Source organism: Chryseobacterium aurantiacum (assembly GCF_003020585.1).
In the GTDB taxonomy this organism is placed as follows: Bacteria; Bacteroidota; Bacteroidia; order Flavobacteriales; family Weeksellaceae; genus Chryseobacterium; species Chryseobacterium aurantiacum.
The window spans coordinates 89,874-109,632 of sequence record NZ_PXUE01000006.1 but is presented as its reverse complement, the minus strand read 5'-3'; the positions used below and the strand labels follow the sequence as shown (position 1 = coordinate 109,632).

14 protein-coding genes are annotated in these 19,759 nt (G+C 35.3%); 11 read left to right on the top strand and 3 right to left on the bottom strand.

Features of this window, described 5'->3' with window-relative positions:
• Positions 1-65: 65 nt before the first annotated feature.
• Complete coding sequence (locus C7D53_RS17875; RefSeq protein ID WP_106917769.1) at positions 66-1,790, top strand: M14 family metallopeptidase; 1,725 nt, start codon at positions 66-68, stop codon at positions 1,788-1,790.
• 60 nt (positions 1,791-1,850) lie between these two features.
• Here the strand turns inward: C7D53_RS17875 and C7D53_RS17870 are convergent, their stop codons facing one another.
• On the bottom strand, positions 1,851-2,732 hold the full coding sequence (locus tag C7D53_RS17870; protein ID WP_106917768.1) for a cupin-like domain-containing protein: 882 nt from the start codon (positions 2,730-2,732) through the stop codon (positions 1,851-1,853).
• 660 nt (positions 2,733-3,392) lie between these two features.
• On the opposite strand from C7D53_RS17870, the gene C7D53_RS17865 reads away from it, so the two are divergent.
• Complete coding sequence (locus C7D53_RS17865) at positions 3,393-6,104, top strand: carboxypeptidase-like regulatory domain-containing protein (protein WP_106917767.1); 2,712 nt, start codon at positions 3,393-3,395, stop codon at positions 6,102-6,104.
• A 52-nt stretch (positions 6,105-6,156) separates the two neighbouring features.
• Here C7D53_RS17865 and C7D53_RS17860 read toward each other — a convergent pair whose 3' ends face one another.
• Positions 6,157-6,654, bottom strand: a complete 498-nt coding sequence (locus tag C7D53_RS17860) for a DinB family protein (protein WP_106917766.1) — start codon at positions 6,652-6,654, stop codon at positions 6,157-6,159.
• A 158-nt stretch (positions 6,655-6,812) separates the two neighbouring features.
• On the opposite strand from C7D53_RS17860, the gene C7D53_RS17855 reads away from it, so the two are divergent.
• From C7D53_RS17855 to C7D53_RS17820, 8 genes are all read left to right on the top strand, one after another.
• Positions 6,813-7,721, top strand: coding sequence for a GLPGLI family protein (locus C7D53_RS17855; protein ID WP_106917765.1), 909 nt, complete (start codon positions 6,813-6,815; stop codon positions 7,719-7,721).
• A 133-nt stretch (positions 7,722-7,854) separates the two neighbouring features.
• The gene (locus C7D53_RS17850) at positions 7,855-8,109 is read left to right on the top strand and encodes a FeoA family protein (RefSeq protein ID WP_076352849.1); all 255 of its coding nucleotides are present in this window, start codon (positions 7,855-7,857) and stop codon (positions 8,107-8,109) included.
• Positions 8,109-10,142, top strand: a complete 2,034-nt coding sequence (gene feoB / locus C7D53_RS17845) for a ferrous iron transport protein B (RefSeq protein ID WP_106917764.1) — start codon at positions 8,109-8,111, stop codon at positions 10,140-10,142. The genes C7D53_RS17850 and feoB overlap by 1 nt, the downstream gene beginning before the upstream one ends.
• Before the next feature lie 218 nt (positions 10,143-10,360).
• Positions 10,361-11,374, top strand: coding sequence for a DUF4421 family protein (locus C7D53_RS17840; RefSeq protein ID WP_106917763.1), 1,014 nt, complete (start codon positions 10,361-10,363; stop codon positions 11,372-11,374).
• 70 nt (positions 11,375-11,444) lie between these two features.
• Positions 11,445-12,827: a phosphoglucosamine mutase gene (glmM, locus tag C7D53_RS17835; protein ID WP_106917762.1), complete on the top strand. Its 1,383-nt coding sequence runs from the start codon at positions 11,445-11,447 to the stop codon at positions 12,825-12,827.
• Positions 12,828-12,879: 52 nt separating this feature from the next.
• Complete coding sequence (locus C7D53_RS17830; protein WP_106917761.1) at positions 12,880-13,461, top strand: Crp/Fnr family transcriptional regulator; 582 nt, start codon at positions 12,880-12,882, stop codon at positions 13,459-13,461.
• A gap of 147 nt (positions 13,462-13,608) precedes the next feature.
• Complete coding sequence (locus tag C7D53_RS17825) at positions 13,609-14,580, top strand: quinone oxidoreductase family protein (RefSeq protein ID WP_106917760.1); 972 nt, start codon at positions 13,609-13,611, stop codon at positions 14,578-14,580.
• A 207-nt stretch (positions 14,581-14,787) separates the two neighbouring features.
• Positions 14,788-16,170 carry a tetratricopeptide repeat protein gene (locus tag C7D53_RS17820; RefSeq protein ID WP_106917759.1) on the top strand — a complete coding sequence of 461 codons (1,383 nt, stop codon included), beginning with the start codon at positions 14,788-14,790 and terminating at the stop codon, positions 16,168-16,170.
• Between the two features lie 264 nt (positions 16,171-16,434).
• Here the strand turns inward: C7D53_RS17820 and C7D53_RS17815 are convergent, their stop codons facing one another.
• Positions 16,435-18,006: a hypothetical protein gene (locus C7D53_RS17815; RefSeq protein WP_106917758.1), complete on the bottom strand. Its 1,572-nt coding sequence runs from the start codon at positions 18,004-18,006 to the stop codon at positions 16,435-16,437.
• A gap of 707 nt (positions 18,007-18,713) precedes the next feature.
• Between C7D53_RS17815 and C7D53_RS17810 the strand changes: the two genes are divergently transcribed.
• On the top strand, positions 18,714-19,754 hold the full coding sequence (locus C7D53_RS17810) for a tyrosine-type recombinase/integrase (RefSeq protein ID WP_228422422.1): 1,041 nt from the start codon (positions 18,714-18,716) through the stop codon (positions 19,752-19,754).
• Positions 19,755-19,759 lie beyond the last annotated feature (5 nt).

The following is a 19,759-nucleotide window of genomic DNA, read 5'->3' as shown; positions in this document are numbered from 1 at the left end:
TTGTCATTTTACTTTTTTTGACATCTTCATATTGACTAATTTTAAATCCAGAAAATAATAAGTCAATGAAACTGAAATACCTACTGCTCACACTGAGTTCATCACTGCTTTTTGCTCAGAAAACATTTCAGACTCCTTTTGAAAAAGGGAATGGTAACCAAACTGTTACCTATGATGAGATGAATTCTTATTATGAAGATTTAGCCAAAAACTTTAATACCATTCAATATCTTAAAAAAGGAGAAGATGATAATGGAAAACCCATTTATGTGATCATTTACAACCCCTTTCCGGAAAAGGATATTGATAAACTGAGAAAAAATAAAGCTGTTCTCTTCGTTAATAACGGAATCCATCCCGGAGAGCCAGACGGAATTGATGCAACCATGATGCTGATGCGTGACCTGGCAGCCAAGAAGATTAAGACACCCCAAAACTTTGTTATAGCCGCTATTTCTGCATACAATATCAGCGGAATGTTGAACAGAGGATCCCATTCCAGAGCTAATCAGAACGGGCCGGAACAATATGGATTTAGAGGAAATGCAAGAAACTATGACTTGAACAGGGACTTCATTAAGGCAGACTCTAAAAATGCAAAAAGCTTTCAGGAAATTTATCAATGGCTAAAACCGGATGTTTTTATAGACAATCATGTAAGTAATGGGGCAGACTATCAATATACATTTACTTATATTTCAACATTTAAAGAACGTTTGGGAGATGTTCTTGGAACCTATTTCTATAATGACTACCAAGCCAAAAACCTTGATGATATGAAGAAATTAGGATATGAAAGTACTCCCTATGTAAACATTCACGGCGATGTTCCTGAAGTTGGTTTTGCATCCTTTGAAGATTCTCCGAGATATTCCACAGGGTATACAACCTTGTTCAATTCATTGGGTACAGTCCCTGAAACCCATATGCTGAAACCATATGACAAAAGAGTAGATGCTACTTACAAATATATGCAGGTTAATCTTCAGAATTTAGATAAAGACTATCAAAAAATAAAGCAGCTTCGTCTGGATAACTTAAAGCAATACCAGGCAGGAAGGCAATACGGGATCCGATGGAAAATAGATTCTACAAAGTTTAACACGATGGATTTTAAAGGGTACGAGGGAAAATATAAACCCAGTGAAGTTTCCGGAAAACCAAGACTGTACTATGACAGAAGCAAACCATTTACAAAAAATATCAAACTTTTTACCACCGCCATTCCTACAGGGTATATTACCATTCCTAAATACTACATAATTCCGCAGTCACAGTACAAGGTTATTGAAGAATTCAAAAGAAATGGAATTCAGATGAAGCCCATTCAGAAAGACAGTACAGTTTTAGTAGAATCCTATAAGATCAGAGATTTTAAAACCGTAAAAAATCCTTACGAGGGACATTATCTGCATTATGAAACCACTGTAGACAAAGCTTCTAAAAATAAAATATTTACCGCAGGCGATTATATGATTTCTACCAACCAGCCTGGTGTAAAATATATTATTGAAACCCTTGAGCCTGAGGCTTTAGACTCTTTTTTTAATTGGAATTTTTTTGACGGAATTTTGGCCCAAAAAGAATATTATTCGGCGTATATTTTTGAGGATACCGCTGCAGAACTGTTGAGAAACGATAAAAAGCTAAAAGAAACCTTTGAAGAAGCCAAAAGATCAGATAAAAAACTTTCTGAAGATGGGGAATCACAGCTGGATTGGATCTACAGGCACTCACCTTATTTCGAAGAAAAAACATTTAGGCAGTATCCTGTTTATAGAGTCTTGTAGTATATTGTAAATCAAATAATAAACTAAAAAAAGACGCTTCGTATGAAACGTCTTTTTTACTTATTTCGGTAAGCCTCTTTTTAAGGCGATCTCTGCTCTCTTAATAGCAACCTTTTCTTTCCAGTCCATATACTTCTTTCTAAAGTTGGACTTCATAATATCATCAAACTTGCGCTGTACTGTAAGGTTCCATAAAGAATGTGCCTTTACTGCCCAAGATTTGTCCCATGCTCTTAATGAAATAGAGAATGAACCATCCAGATACTTCATCCAATGCCACCATCCTGTAGGCATAAACAATGTATCTCCGTGCTCAAGGAAGCACTCAATACCCTCTACACCATCCAATGCAGGAAATTTGGTAAGGTCAGGATTTTCAATATCATAATCCTCAAGCGCATAGGTAGCATATGGAATTTGATATAATCTTTCTTTCCATTTATAATCAAAAAGAAGAACATGCTTTCTTCCGTTAAAGTGAGTATGGAAAATATGCGCCATATCTATATCAAAATGTAAGAATGTCACAGACCCTTTTCCGCCAAAGAACATATTAGGATACTTATCAAGAAATCCGCCCATTAATTTCTTGGGAGAAATATAATCTTCGAGAAGTTTTGGAGCATATTTTATAGGATCGAACAGGAAGATTCTCAAATCTGTAGGCTCGCGTTGAATAAGATCTATATAATCACCGAACTTCATTTTGGCAGCGGAAGAATTGATGGGAGCAGAGGGATCTGCCTTTGAACTGTCATATAACGGGACTTCCACATCTCCTACAACCTCTTTCATGTATTCCATCGTCCATTTTTGGTAAGCCGGCCAGTTTTTTGCCATATTTTTGATGACAACGGGCCTTCTTGGCTTTAGATATTTTTCGTAGAATTCTTCTTTAGAAATATCATCTACAATATCTATAGGCTTTAAAATAATTCCCATTTTGTAAATTTTATGTTACAAAATTATTAAATAATTATTTACGAATCCAGGTTTAAGCTTTTTTTAATGTATACCTTACATTGAATTTATTATTTAGAATTAATTAAAATAACTATTTATTTATTTTGTGATGAAAATTTCATTTTTTTTATATAAATATCAATAAAAATACCCTGCAACAATGTGCAGGGCAAAAACACTATCTTAACGAATAGAAATCTATTCAGCAACGAATATATAGATTTTACCTAACAATAATAGGGCGCGAAAAGTGGATAAAATAAAGAATAAATAGATACAGCATTATATTAATTCAATTAATGCAAACGTATTTGGAATTTAAATTTTAAAAATTCTAAACCAACCAAATATTTTTAATTTGAAAATAAAAACCTGTTTTTTTTATAATTAATTTAAACGTTGAAAATGTGGTAGTTACGGTTTTAATTATTCAACGATAAGTGACTTTATCCAACAAATAACAAACCTGGTCTCTCCAAATAGATCTGTCAAATCCAAAGTTGAAAGTTCTTTCTAACCCTTAATAAAAAAATATAACGATATTTTTAGTGATATGATTTAACTTTAGCAGATAAAATACATCTTTAAAAAAGTGTAACGAAAAACCACAATGATTAACTAATTATTCAAACAGTAAATATGAAAAAAAATATTTCCTTATTTCTGATTCTTTTTTTTAGTGTGCTTACATTCGCACAGAAAACGGTTTCAGGGAAGATCACTGATGATGACGGGGTAGCTATACCAAGTGCCAGTGTGACCATTGAAGAGCCTGGTAAAGATGCCATCCTTGCCTACGGAATTACCAATTCTAAAGGAGAATACAAAGTGAATTTTACTTCTACAGAACCCAATGTAGATCTTAAAGTAAAGGCTTTCAACCAAAAACCGCTTACAAAGCAGATCGGAAACAGCGATCAGGTTCTGAATTTTAAAATGCAGTCTGAAGCTACAGAAATAAAGGAGGTACAATTGAAAACCAAAATGATCACTGCAAGAGGAGACACCATCTCTTATGATCTAAAGGCATTCAACAGTAAAAACGACAGAACCCTGGCTGATGTAATGAAAAAAATTCCCGGAATTGAAGTCAATACCGATGGAACCATTCTTTACCAAGGAAATGCCATCAATAAATTCTATGTGAACGGAAAAGATCTTATGGAGGGCGGCTACGGTACCATTAATAACTCCCTTCCGAAAGACGTTGTACAAAAGGTTGAAGTTCTTGAAAACCACCAGCCTGTAAAAATTCTTCAGGATAAAGTACCTTCAGATCAGGCAGCAATTAACATAAAACTTAAAAACTCCGTAACCATGACGGGTAGAGGAGAAGTAGGAACAGGTTTTGGAGATCCGTGGCTTTGGAATGTAAAGCTGACTCCCATGTTTTTCGGGCAGAAAAGCCAATGGGTAGTCAACTATAAAACCAATAACATGGGTGAGCAGGTGGAAAATGAAGGAAATATCCTTGCTTTTGGAAGCGGATGGGAAGGAAGAAGATCAAATGTTTCTCAAAATAATTGGCTGAGTGTAGAAAATGCAGAAGCACCCAATCTTCCGGTAAAAAGGTATTTACTGAACAATGTACATTACCTTTCTGCCAATTATCTCACTAATATTGACAAGAAAAAAGAATGGGAGCTTAAGGCCAATGCCAACTATACTAATAATGCAGTAGAAAGAGAATCAAATAGTGTTACCACAGATCTTCAGCAAGGAACACAATACAATACTAGATTCCTGAATAATTTTTATACTGATAAATTAAAAGGCGAATTGATTTTTACTAAAAATGCCAAAAAAGGTTTTTTTAAAAACACAACCACATTTTCTCAGTTTTGGAACGGAGACAGAGCTTTTGCAGAAAGAAATGATAAAATTGGCTATAGATTTGGAAATGAAGCGTTACAGTCACCTACTTCATCGTTTCAAAACTCTTTGAGTACAATTATCCCCTGGAAAGAGAAAATGGTAAATTTCAAATCCTATGTTAGTTATCAGAACGATAAACAAGTAATGGAAATTTCTCCGGCCAACTATTTACAGTTTCCTTATAGGGAGAAAGCTACAGATGAATTTACAACCATTAAGTTTGCTCCGGGAAGTACAGCCTTACAAAGCTTCAGAATTAAAAGCTTAGATACATCCCATTCTGCAAATATCAGTTTTTCTACCAAAGGATGGACGTTCACTCCACAAGTGGGAATTGATTTTTCTACGGACAAGTTAATCACCAATTTTGATGGAATTACAACTGATAACAAACCTGATTTCAGTACTCTGGCCTATGAAAATAATTTGAAATTCACCAAGGTGAATCCATCAGCTTCTGTTGGAGTTAGCTATAAATCAGAAGCCTGGAGCTTATTTTCTAACTTCCCTGTAAACTTTAATAATATAAGAGCTGAAGACGAGTTCAGAAATGTTTCAAAATCTTTAAATAAAGTAACTTTTACACCCAATATTTTTGCTCAATATTCTTTTGCTTCTTTCTTTAAAGCGAGTATGAGCGGAGGTATCAACAATAATTTTGGAGATATACAAACCGCCTATGCCGGATATATTCTGACAAGTCCGGGAGGGTTTAATGTAATGAACCCTAAAAACCCAATACCACAGACGACAACCAAAAATGCAGGAGTAAGATTGGAATATAGAAATCCTCTTAATAATCTTTTCTTTAATGTGGGGTATAGATTGAGCGATGCTAAAAATAATTTATTGGCATCCAGCGCAGTAAACGAATTAGGTTTTAGTGTTATTGAATATATTGAACGCGAAAATAAAAGAACAAGCAATAGCTATTACGCAGAAATTGGAAAATATTTTCCAAAATTTAAAACCAATGCCTCCCTGTCATTTAATAATACTACATCAAAATCGGAATCCAGAAGAAATGAACAAGACCTAAGTACCGAGAATGGAGCAAACTCTTTAGGGTTTAAATTCAATAATACCTATTTCTCATGGATGAGTGTAGACTTCAACATGACAAAGTCTTGGAATAAACAATCCAACGGAATTATTCAAAATAATTTAGGAAAAACAGAAAGCTATACACACAATTTAAATGTATTCTTCTATCCACTGGAAAGCCATACCATAGGATTCTACTGGGATCAGATCAACTCAAAATTGGGAGAAACAAAATTAAATAATGGCTTTTTTGATGTCTCATACCAATTCAGCTGGACCAAGAAAAAAGTAGATTTCGAATTAAAATGGATGAATATTGCCAACAGAAAAGTATTTGAAAGAATCAATGTGGGAGATGCAACCATTACACAAACAACCATGCAGCTTCGCCCAAGCCAGGTTATGTTTAGCGTAAAATTTAACTTTAAATAAAATAAAAAAACCAATCCCCAGGGATTGGTTTTTTTTGAGATATATTGATCCGCTAAAAGCCTTGATAGTCTGCAGATGGGCCATAGCTTCCCGGCAAAGGAATATCATTTAGCCTGTAATAAACACCTAGCTGTGCCCTGTGGTGGGTAATTTGATTCAATGCATGACGGATAGATTCGTATTTTGTCCATTTTGCAAGCTCCTGGCCATTGTTCTTTAGCGCCCAGGTTCCATTAAGGTCATTTTCATGGGCTTCTTCAAGAGCCTGTTTACCCGATTTGAAATTTTGATCGAGAGCCTGTAAAAGATCTTCTTTAGTTGAAAGTTTTTTAGGCTGATAATCACCGCTTCCAAAATCCAGATCAGAGGTTTTAAGCATCGTATTGGGCCATTCAAAGATTTCAGCAATATGAGTGGCAAGAGGCATCAATTTCATGCTTTTTTCATGAGGTGCATACTCATTTTTTGAGTCAGGATAAGTTTCAAAAAATTTTCTGGTGGTCTGATACTCCGCTTCCAGCTCATTTTTAAATTGTGATAAAGTGTCCATAATATTTTGTTTTTGAGAGGATTAAAGTTAAAACTTTTAAACCTGAAAATGTTTTAACGGAATCATAATTTTTAATGTTTTAAATCACCCGTAAAAGAAAATTGGAAAAAACTGTAACAAAATTCGATATCCTCTTACTAATTAATAAAACTTGAAAAATGAAAAAGTTATTTTCAGTATTTCTTATCACTCTTTTTGCTTTTGCTAGTGCTCAGGATACTAAAGAAACGGCCAACCGATTCTTTTATGAACTGACTTTTAAACCTAAAAAAGATTCTGCAAAACTAGATAAGGTAATTACAATCTTAGACATTACAGATAAAAACCGATCAGTTTATCAGGATTATACCATAATAGCACAGGATTCTATCATGAAAGTTGAAATAGAAGCCATGCAAAAAGCAGGGATAATGAAAGACCTTAGCAAGTCTCTTAAAACACCAAAAATTTCTGCAAGAATATATAAGCTTTATCCCGGTATGAAAGTTCAGTATGTAGACAAAATTGCAAATGGTTTTACACCAAGTAATATTGGTTACACTGAAGATCTAAAGTTCAACTGGAGCATTCTTGGTGATAAACAAAAGATAGGAGAATACAATGCCCAAAAGGCAACCACTGAGTTTGGAGGAAGAAAGTGGACAGCATGGTTTACTACAGATATTCCTTTTCAGGACGGTCCTTACAAGTTTTATGGACTTCCGGGGCTTATTGTAAAGATTGAAGACGCAGATAAAAATTATTCTTGGGTATTACAAGGAAATAAAAAAGTAAAGGATTATACAGAATTTTCCTACATAGAAAACTTGATGCATGCATCCGGAGGAAAAGTAAATGAGCTATCCAAAGAAAAATTTGAAAAAACATTCAGTGATTTCAAAAAAGATCCATTTGCCTCTGTACGCCCAATGATGACTCAGGACATGATGTCTAAAACAATTCCCGGAATGGATGGAACACTTGGAGACATGATGAAGAAACAAGAGAAGCAATACAAGGACTTTTATAACTCCAATGATAACCCTATCGAAAAAGAGCAGCCTGCTTCAGACAAAAAGAAAAAATAAGCATTCATATCAACTAAATTATATTTCGAGTCAACCCAGATACAGTAATGTATTTGGGTTGATTTCTTTTATGGGCAATCGTTATTTAGATTAAATTTAAATAGCGTATATTTGCAAGACAAAAATTTAGGCTTTGAAAGAGAACGAATTACATAAATTAAGTGGATTTCCTAAAAACAAAATGGGAAAGATATTGGGATATGATAATGACCATCTGAAAATGCCCAATAAAATCATTGAAATGGGACTCCTTCCGGAGACCGTATTCAGGATTTTGTACCAGGCCCCATTCAATGGGCCCATGTATGTGGAATTTGGAGCAGAGAAAAGCCGGATTGCTCTTCGTGAGGAAGAAGGAGATTATATCATTGTTGAAGAATTGAATTAATGCAGGCAAACAAGAAAAAACAAATACTTTTAGTTGGGAATCCTAATGTAGGGAAGTCAACAGTTTTTAATGCACTTTGTAACAAAAAGCAGAAAACCGGAAACTATGCAGGTGTTACCGTTGCAAGCCATTCGGGGAATTACGCCTATAAAAATGAGGATGTTGAGGTTATTGACCTTCCGGGTTCTTATAGTGTATATCCAAGTTCAGAAGATGAGGCTATTTTTTCAAAATACCTTATTGACGAGCAGAAAAACTATGCAGGAGTTGTTTATATTCTTGAAGCATTAAGCCTAAAAAGAGGTCTTCTTTTATTTCAACAGATTCAGGATCTTGGTATTCCAATGATTTTGATTGTGAATCAGATAGATCAGGCAGAAAGAAGAGGCATTACGATAGATATTCAAAAGTTTTCCGAAGCATTAGGCATTAAGATCATTCAAACCAATGCCAAAGAACAAATCGGGATCAATGAAGTAAGAGATGCTGTTTATAACAATGAATTTGTGAAGACAGATAAGCTTTCTTTTGAAACCCCGGCAGAACACAGAGATTTCATCCAGAAACTGACCTCTCATAAAGGACTGGATAATGAATATAAAGCATGGATGAGCCTTTCATTAGGAACAGATCTTGGAAAGATAGGAACTGTAATGGAACAGATTAATGAATCTGATGCTAAAAGTTTGGTTCCTAAAAGATTACAGGTTCAGGAAACCGTTAGGAGATATCAATACGTTGATAAAATTTTAGAGAATGTAATTTCCAAGAAACCGCAGTTCAAAGAATTATTAACAGAAAAACTGGATAAGGTTTTGGTTCATAAGTTCTGGGGGTACGTTGTTTTCTTAGCCATCCTATTGGTAATTTTCCAAAGCGTTTTCTTCCTTGCAGAATATCCAATGAACTGGATTGAGGAAACTTTCTCGTGGCTGGCTGCTTTTACCAATGAACATCTTCCGGAAGGTCCTGTGAACTCATTAATTTCCAATGGAATTATTCCGGGAATAGGAGGGATTGTAGTGTTTGCACCGCAAATCGGAATTTTATTATACTTCCTCTACTTATTGGAGGATTCAGGATATATGGCAAGAGTTGTTTTCCTTATGGATAGACTGCTTCGTCCATTTGGACTTAACGGAAAAAGTATCGTTCCCCTTGTTTCAGGAACTGCCTGTGCAATTCCGGCAGTAATCTCTACAAGGAACATTGAAAACGTTAAAGAAAGATTACTGACTATACTGGTAACGCCGTTCATGACATGCTCTGCAAGGCTTCCGGTATACAGTATCATTATCGGATTAATTATTTCAGAAGGGTCTTTCCTTGGGATCAAATATAAAGCACTTGTATTAATGGGAATGTACTTGCTAGGCTTTTTGGTGGCATTACTTTCCGCAGCAATTCTTAAAGGATTTATTAAGGACAAAGGAAAAACTTATTTGGTAATGGATCTTCCTGCTTATAAAAAACCACTTTTTGGCTATGACTTTAAAATGGTACTGGGTAAAGTTTGGGATTTCATTACCGGAGCGGGTAAGATTATCTTCATTGTAAGTATTATTATCTGGTTTTTAAGCTATTTCGGGCCAAAACAAAATCCAAACGAAATGGTAGCAGCCAATGTTGAACTGGACCATTCTTACCTTGCTAAAATGGGTAAAGGAATAGAGCCGTTAATTGCTCCATTGGGATACGATTGGAAAATGGGAGTGGGAATTCTTACCAGTTTCGTGGCAAGAGAGGTATTTGTAGGAACAATGTCAACACTTTATAGCCTTGAAGATGATGCTCCTGAAGTAAAGGTGATTGATAAAATGAGAAGAGATGTGAAACCAAACGGAGAGAAAGTCTTCAGTTTTGCCACAGGAATCTCAGTTCTTCTATTCTACGCATTTGCAATGCAGTGTATTTCTACACTGGCAGTAGTCTATAGAGAAACCAAAAGCTGGAAATGGACAGGCTTTCAGGTGGCTATGATGACAGGTTTGGCATATTTTGTGTCGATGATAGCATATCAAATTTTAAAGTAATGGATTCTTCATTAATTTTTCAGTACGTACTTATTGCATTAATTGTAGCTTTTGCTTGTTTCTCCCTATTCAAAGTACTTAAAAAGAACTTTGCTCCAAAGAAATTTAGTTCTAAAAGAACAAATTGCGATAAAGACTGTGGCTGTTCTTAACATTCAAACCGACGGATAATTGAAAAAAATGTAGTAATTTCATTTTTTTAATTTAAAATATCCAGTTTGAGTTCTCCAAGAATAGTACTTGTATTATTATTTTTTTTATTTGCCATTCCGGTAAGTGCACAAAAGGATACTACCGATATCAAATCCTACGCAGATCAGGTAATGATTCGCGCTAATCTGGATACCAATATTGAAAGCTTTATTTTCTCAGAAGGAGAAGAGGGAAAGGAGCAACAGCAGATATTTACAATCAATAATAAAACAAAAGTTTCCTTATCTGTTGACTATAAAATCATAAGTGCAACGGTATCGTTTGCTCCCAAATTTTTTTCAGAAAACAAGGAAAACGCACTGAAAGGAAACAGCTCCTATACAGACTTTAGTTTCAGATTATTCCCCAAAAGATTTATCCAGACTCTTTATTACAAAAACGTAAAAGGGTTTTATATCGAAAACATGCAGGATCTCTTTCCCGATTGGAAGGAGGGCGATCCTTATATGCAGTTTCCAGACTTAAGAGTACAGAGTTTTGGAGGTTCTACGTCTTATATTCTTAACAAAAATTTTTCGGCAAAAAGTATTTATACCCAGGGCGAATGGCAAAGTAAAAGCGCCGGCAGCTGGGTTCCGTTTATAGATTATGACCTTACTATTTTCAGAAATAAAGTAGAGGAAAAAAAAGTTAAGGAAACACAATATAAAATAGGCGGAAATATGGGATACTTTTACAACTGGGTGCTTGGTAAGAATGTCCATATTTCACCTTATCTTGCCCTTGGACTTGGTGGGAAGTTTTCTACCTATCGGGGCGCTCAGGAGGATAGTTCAAGAGTAAATGCACAATATTTAACGTTAAGAATGGAAGGCGGTCTTCATGTGGGATACAATACAGACCGTTTTTTATTCGGTGGAAAAATGAATTTCAGTGCCTATACCTATAATGAGACAAGAAATCAGGCGGTACAGAACAATAATGTGTATGGTTTGCTATACGTTGGTTATCGTTTTGCGCCCCCGAGAGTGGTAAAGAATACCTATGACAAAATTCAAAAAAAGATTCCTGTTTTATAAGTTGAAAATCTTTTTAAGTATCTTTGTTTCGGACAAATTATAATACTAACAATAAGAAATAAAAAACATAATGTCGTTAATAAAATCTATTTCAGGAATTCGCGGAACCATTGGCGGAAGAGTTAATGATAACCTTACACCACTGGATGTAGTAAAGTTTGCATCCGCATTCGGAACCTGGCTTCAGAACAATAAAAATAAAAAGGATCTTACCCTTATCATCGGAAGAGATGCCAGAATATCTGGTCATATGGTTTCTTCCTTAGTTACTGCAACATTACAAGGGTTAGGGATCAATGTGGTAGATTTGGGTCTTTCTACAACGCCTACCGTTGAAGTAATGGTACCTGAATTGAATGCTGACGGAGGAATTATTCTTACAGCATCTCACAATCCAAAACAATGGAATGCTCTTAAGCTTCTAAACGAAAAAGGAGAATTTATCAGCGGCGAAAACGGTGCTGAAGTTCTTGCTCTTGCGGAAAGCGAAGACTTCAATTACGCGGAAGTAGACGACCTTGGAAAATACGAAACAAGAGAAGATGCCTTTGACATCCACATTCAGCAGATTCTTGATTTGCCGATGGTAGATGTTGAAGCTATTAAAGCAAAAAACTTCAAGGTAGTACTGGATGCGGTAAACTCTACAGGAGGTATTGCAATTCCAATGCTATTGGATAAACTAGGCTGTGAAACCATTAAACTATACTGTGAGCCAACAGGTCATTTCCCTCACAACCCGGAGCCTTTAAAAGAACATTTGGGAGACATTTGTGAATTGGTTAAAAAAGAAAATGCAGACCTTGGAGTAGTTGTAGACCCGGATGTAGACAGATTGGCCCTTATTGATGAAAAAGGAGAAATGTTCGGGGAAGAATATACATTGGTTGCTGTTGCAGACTACTTACTAAAACATAAAAACGGAGCGGCTATTTCTAACCTATCCTCAAGCCGCGCCTTGAGAGATGTAGCACAGTCACATAATTCAGAATACTTTGCCAGTGCTGTAGGAGAAGTAAATGTGGTGAACTTAATGAAAGAGAAAAATGCAGTAATTGGAGGTGAAGGTAACGGAGGTATTATTTATCCGGAATTACACTACGGAAGAGACTCTTTGGTAGGTGTAGCCCTATTCTTAACTCATTTGGCAAAAGAAAACAAAACTGTTTCTGAACTAAGAGCAGGATATCCAAGCTATTTCATGGGTAAAAAGAAAATAGAACTGACACCGGAGATTGATGTAGATGCTATCCTAAACAAAATGGAACAAGAGTATCAGAATGAAGAGGTTTCTACGGTGGATGGTGTTAAAATAGACTTTGAAAACAACTGGGTTCACCTTAGAAAATCCAACACAGAGCCAATCATCAGAATTTATACAGAAGCTAAATCTCAGGAAGAAGCTGATAAACTAGGAGATGATATCATTGCCAAGATTAAAAGTTTAATTTAAATAAATCAAAAGAACGGGACTGGATAAGTTCCGTTCTTTTTTTATACCCAAAATGTTTGAGCACATCAAAAACAAATTCCCTTTCCCAAAACAAAAATGGAGAAAGTTTTTAAGCAGCTTTGAGAGGATGGAAGTTCCTGCCAAAACCTTGCTGTTACAGGAGGGAGAAGTCTCATACAATGCCTTTTATATCGAGAAAGGAATCATAAGGGCATGGTATAATAATGACGGTAAGGATGTGACATTTCAGTTCTTCCTGGAAAACACTATGTTTTCTTCTTTGGAGAGCTTTAAAAAAGGGCTTCCCAGTATGGTTTCCTTTGAGACTATAGAACCCTGTATTCTCTATAAAATCAAAAAACAGGATGTTGAGGCTTTTCTGGAAGAGGTTTATGATAACCCGGAACTCAGAACTCTATTTATGGACGCTCTTTTTGAAAGGATATTCGATTATATGAAGCATTTCTTTTCATTCATCAAGGATACTCCACAGCAACGATATCTCAATCTCGTTAAAGCAAAACCTGAGATCATTAAAAGGGTTCCTCAGCATTATATTGCTTCCTATCTGGGGGTTACAACAGTGCATCTCAGCAGGATAAAAAGTAAAATTCTAAAAGAAAATCTTTTATAATACAAACACAGAAAAACCTTATCATTTTCTTTGATGAGGCCAATAAGACCTGGATTTCCTCACTACTGATACTGTTTTAAAACTGATAACAAATGTTATTGCAAGGCAGGCCTTTCCGGAGATAATTTTGCATAAAAATTTAAGACAATGAAAGCAGCAGTTGTATTTGAAAAAGGGCAAACTCCTCAATATTCAGACTTTCCGGAACCAAAAGTAACCCATGAGAATGAAGTTCTGGTATCCGTAAAGGCAGCGTCCATCAAAAATCTCGATAAGGCAAGAGCCAGTGGAAAGCATTATTCTACCGAACATAAAGAACATCAGCCAGCCATTGTGGGATCGGATGGAGTAGGATACTTAGAAAATGGTACAAAGGTTTATTTTTTTAGTAAAAAGGGAACCGTTGCAGAGCAAGCGGTTGCAGATAAAAAAATGATGATTGAAATCCCTGAAGAATTAGACTTTTCTACAGCCGCAGCATTACCCAATGCTGTCATGGGGTCCGCAATGGCCCTAAAATTTAAGGCAAGAATACAACCCGGAGATGTTGTATTGGTGAACGGTGCAACAGGAATTACAGGTAGAATTGCTGTGCAGATTGCAAAGCTGTATGGCGCTAAAAAAATTATTGTCACTGGAAGAAATCAAGAATCCCTGCAGGCACTTCGAGAATTGGGAGCTGATGAAGTGGTATCCCTGCATTTAAGTGATGAAGACTTTAAAGAAAATATCAAGAAGATTCACTCTGAAACACCTATAGATATTGTACTGGATTATATCTGGGGACATTCTGTAGAAATGATTTTATCAGCATTTAAAGGAGATGGAACATTCTCCCACAAGACGAAACTGGTTACGATAGGGGGAATGAGTGGAGACTCCATTCAGTTATCTTCACAAATTCTTAGAGGAACAGATATTCAAATTTCAGGATCAGGATTGGGAAGCTGGGACAAAGAAGAATTTGCTCTTTTATTTTCAGAAATCATCCCGGAAATGTTTCAGGCGGCTATCGATGGAAACATTAAAATAGAAACAGAAGTGGTTGATATCAAAAATATCGAAGCAGTATGGAACACGGAGATACAAACCGGAAAAAGGCTTGTAATAAGAATTTAACCCCAATTTCCATTTTTTTATCCACAATGCTTTTATTGGTTTTCTTTTTTTACTATTTTTATAATAGAAATTTATGAAATGGTTAATTCAAAAAAAAATCGCAACTTTGCATAAATATTTGAATATCAGTTTCAGATGTATTATTAATTAAACGTTTGCCGGGGTCTGTAAGTAACTTCAGGCATCGGGCCGACAAAGAGGACACTATTGGAAGAGTATTTTGGAAATGAACTTGTAAAAAAGTTCGAGGAAATGATGGAAAACAATGACGAATTCTACTTCGATACTGAAGAGTTAGAAGATATCATTGTTTATTATTTGGAGCTTGGTGATTTTAATTACGCCGATATGGCTGTTAATTATGGACTAAAGCTTCATCCTAATTCATTGGATATCAAGATTAAAAAACTTGAGATTCTTTTGGAATGGGAAGAGTATAATACGGCTAAAGATCTTATCAATGAGCTGAAAGGTTCCTCTATGGAAAATACAGACTTTTTGGTTTGCTACGCCAAGTATTATTCGAACCTGGGAAATCCCAGAAAATCCATTGAAATCTGCAAAAAAGCCTTAACCTTAGAAGAAGAAGAAAATTTTCTTCACAACTTTATTGCGGATGAATATGTGAATCTTGGAGATCCCTTTAACGCTCTTAAGCATTATAGAAAAGCATTGAAGGAAGACCCTTCCGACGAATATGCCCTTGAAAATTCTATGGTGTGTTTCAGTGATCTGAACAAGAGTGAGGAGGCTATTGCCTTTCTTAATGAATATTTAGATGACTTCCCTTATTCCGAGATTGCATGGTTTGAATATGGGCAATTCTATTTCAATAGAAAAAACTACGAAGAATCAATCAGAGGGTATGACTATTTAATAGCCATCAATTCAAATTCTGTAGGAGTTTATGCCAATAAAGCAGCATGTTATGAAGCTTTAGGACAATACCAAAAAGCAATCGAGACTTATGAAGAAATGCTTGAACTTGAATATACCAAGGCATTTACCTTTTATAAGATCGGATTATGCAATAAAGCATTGAAGCAACCTATTGTAGCCCTGAATGCTTTCCAAAAATCGCTAAGAGAAGACCCTCAGTTTTATCTTGCGATGATGGAACAGTCCTATCTGTATGAAGAAATGGGCGGAATGACAGAGGCATTACATTTTGCCAAAGAGGCAACCCAATTGAATGAAGACAACCTTGATTATCAAAAAAGATTGGCGTTTTTATTCATTGATTCAGGAAAATTTGAAGAAAGTCTTTCCTGTCTTAAAAAATTGGTAAATGCTGAACCTTCAAGGTTTTATAACTGGTATGCTTACTCTGAAGTGTTGATGCTTGTAGGAGAGTATGAAGAAGCCGTAACGGTTTTGAATGCAGCCGTAAAGAGCCATCACAGAGCAGAACTGTTTTATCAGCTAAGCAATTGCTTTTTTAATCTAAAGCAGCAGGATAAAGGAATAGAATCTCTTCAGAAAGCATTGGATCTTGACCCATCTCTGGTTAAGGATATGCAGAAAAAATATCCGTTCATCAAGGATGAGGTGAAAAAGGTTAAGACAACCAAAGTGAAGAAAAAGAACTAGATTTAATCTTAAATAATAAAAAACCTGCATTTCTGCAGGTTTTTTTATTATACTTATTGAAATGGGAGATAATATTACAATCCATTATCAATAAAGTATTAAAAAAATCAAAAATCAAAAATCAAAAAACATTTCAGTATAAATATTGTTTAATTTTGATCAATCTCTTTTAAGAGTAAAGGGAAATATTAATATTTGTTCCTATGCTGATCAAAAATAAATAGAAGTCTGTAAGATATTTAGTCTATAACTTTAATTTCAGCCCTAACGAGCAAGATTCTGAATAATGATGTTGCTATTTTTAGCAAAAGTAGAAATTCCGGACATACGTAAGGCGCCCGCACTACGTCTTATTCCTACTCTTATCTTGTCCCCTGGATCAATGTTTTCAAATGTAACTACAGGAACAATTGAGGCAGTCATAGGTAGTGGGGTAGCGACAGATCCATTGTCATCCCTTTCAACACTATGTCTCGCAATATTAGATCGGCTATATGTTGCTCCACCATCATGTGAAATTTCTATAAACAAGGCCATATCCATCCAGAAATCACCTGGTGATGAAGCCGGATAATTCCAAACTGTTCCAGGGTCAAACAGCATCTCCGTGGTTGCAGTAATCTGATAGGTACCCGCTCTGCTAAATGTAAAAACCGTATCAGTAGCATCTAAAGTAACCCCAGAATTCTGGCTGCTATACCGGTTAACAGGGAATTGAAGATATACGATACTTGGTGAAGGATCATCTACCGCGGCATTAATATTTTGAGAAGCTCCCTCTATTGAAGCAGCTGTACCTAAAGAATAGTAATTAGTAGATGGAAAAGTAATTAATTTGATCCAGGTATTTGTCACACCAGCATCATAAAAATAGTATCCGTGACTTGTCACATTAATAGTTCTACCAGTAGGTGCTGAATCCGCTGCTGTAACAAATACGATTGCTCCTTTTTGGGCGATGTTGTAAAGAGTGCTTTTTGCCCTAAGTTCATCTCCTGTAAACCGTGGAGGAATAAAACCTTCCGGTAAATTATCTGCAGCAGGACGTGCGGCTACCTCCAATGTAGCACTTGGGGTTGTTGTATTGACACCAACATGACCCTTTTCTGTTATCCGAACTTTTTCGGTTCCATTTGTATTTAATCCTAAAGCTGACATAGTTTTAGATGCATCTATAATACTATATAAACCAGATGTTGTTACTCCAGTACCACGAAATTGCAATGATCCAACACTACCTCCAGAAATTGGAGTAGTCTGATTCGTCAAGAAAGAGGGAGATGTATCAGAAGTGATGCCAATATTATCTTTACTCCCATCTCCCATACTTTCCAAATGTATACCGTATGCTGGTGTTGTAGTACCTACTCCCAAATGACCCGCAGTTGTTAATCTCGCCTTTTCAGTACCATTTGTAACCATTGGCAAGTCAAAGCTATTATTGGTTCCTAAGGTTTTTTCAACACTCTCTGAATTTCCTCCAGGATACCAAGCAGTCGCGGGAGGTGTAGAACCACCAGCTACCCCAAGCTTGATCCATTTGATGGCAGTAGCATCATAATAATAATATCCTGGAGATGTCACATCAATCGTTTTACCTGCGGGAGCCGTGTCTGCCGCAGTAACGTATACCAAGGCAGCATTTTGGGCTGCCGTATAAAGCAAGTCTTTACCCCTAAGCGCATCGCCTGTCATGCGCGGAGCAATAATCCCTTCCGGATTGGAACTTACAGAGTTTACCACTACATCCAATGTTGCTTTGGGGGTTGTTGTATTAATACCCACCTGAGAATAAGCAAACCCAGATATGAGTACTGCTATTAAAGATTTTTTCATATTGTATATGTTTTTAAAAGTTAAAAAATTAAACTGTTGGATTTATATAATTTTTTTGGTTATTAATATATTGACCATTCAACGCTCTCATTTCTATGTACCCTACTTCAAAATTTTTTAAATAGCGAAGGCAGAATAAGCCAGCGATAAAATTGCTAAGGCTCCCTTCATGGAAAAGAAACCTTAGCTAATGAAGGCAATTACACTTTAATATTTTAAGAAGTAGTCCTAGATAGACTTTTTTTTAATCTATTGATTTACAGATCAATAAATTGGTTTTTTTGTTTTTATCAAATTAATCACAATTATGTGAAGAAAGCATAGGATATGTTTAAACCCCACTTTAAATTTGCAACACACGATTGATTAAAAAACAGTTGATTAGATATTTCACCCAATTGAATTTTATAATTAAATTGTCTTAAAGATGTAGTCTATCTAGGACTACTTTTTTGTGCTATTTTTGCTGAAAATCAAATATTTAAACCATTCTTATGACCTTTAATTTCTTTTTATCTAAAAAAAATGAGCAAATTTTTCCATGTTTTCAGAACATATTCTTAAAAATTGTCGATCCTTTATTTAAAATCGACTATTCTTTTCAAACACCCTTTAAAATTAATTCTGAAGAATGGGACGCGGATAAACAAAGACCAAAGAATATCTATCTCAAGAAATATAAAGCTCTGAATGTAAAACTTAATAATTTGAAAATCCTACTTGCTGATGAACTTAATAAAAGGGCTTTTCTCAAAAAGTCAGTTTCTCAAAATGCTCTTTCAAAAGAAATCAAAAGGATTTGTGAGGTAAAAGACAATAACCTGCCTGATAATTCACTTTTAGGTTTCATCAAGGATTATATTGCTATGAAAAAAGATTTTATTTCTTATTCTACTTATAAGAGATATATTGTGTTTTTTAAATTGATTGAACGTTTCGATGGCTATATGGCCAAACGGTTTTGTATAGAATCTATAGACATGAACTTCGTTAGAGATTTTCTAGCCTTTGGAAAAACAGAAGAGTATAGTGAAAATACACTATACAGAACCATCCATTTTATAAAGACCATCCTTAATTTTGCCGAAAAAAAGGGAATCCGTACTCAGGTATGGCAAATAGAAGTAAGGAGAGAAAAGCAATATAAGGAAATAGCTATCCTTAATGAAAAAGAAATAGATAAAATTAATAAAACTGTAGTTCCTGAAGAATTGCAGGCTGCTAAAGACTGGCTAATGATCAGCTGCTACACTGGGCAAAGAATTTCAGACTTCATGTCTTTTTCTTGTGAGCAACTAGAGACTATAGAGGGAAAAACATGTATTACTTTTATTCAAAAAAAAACGCGAAGACAAATTACCCTCCCATTACATCCTGCCGTACATCTGATAATTAGCAAACACAAAAATCAGTTTCCTGAAAAAATGAATAGCTCAGAATATAACAAAAAAATTAAATTGGTAGCAAAAAAAGCTGATCTAAAAGATATCATATACACCAATAAACGTATTGGGCATAGGGTCAAAAAACTTGCCCTGGAAAAATGGGAGGTTCTTACAAGCCACATAGGTAGAAGAAGTTTTGCTTCTAATTTTTATGGAAAAATTCCCACCCCGCTGCTCATGGAGGCAACCGGGCATACTACAGAACAAATGTTTCAAAAATATATTAATCTGGTGAATAAAGAAAGGATACTCTCTTTAAATCATTATTTTGAACAAACTTACCAGGAAAAAATAGTTTTATAAAAAAA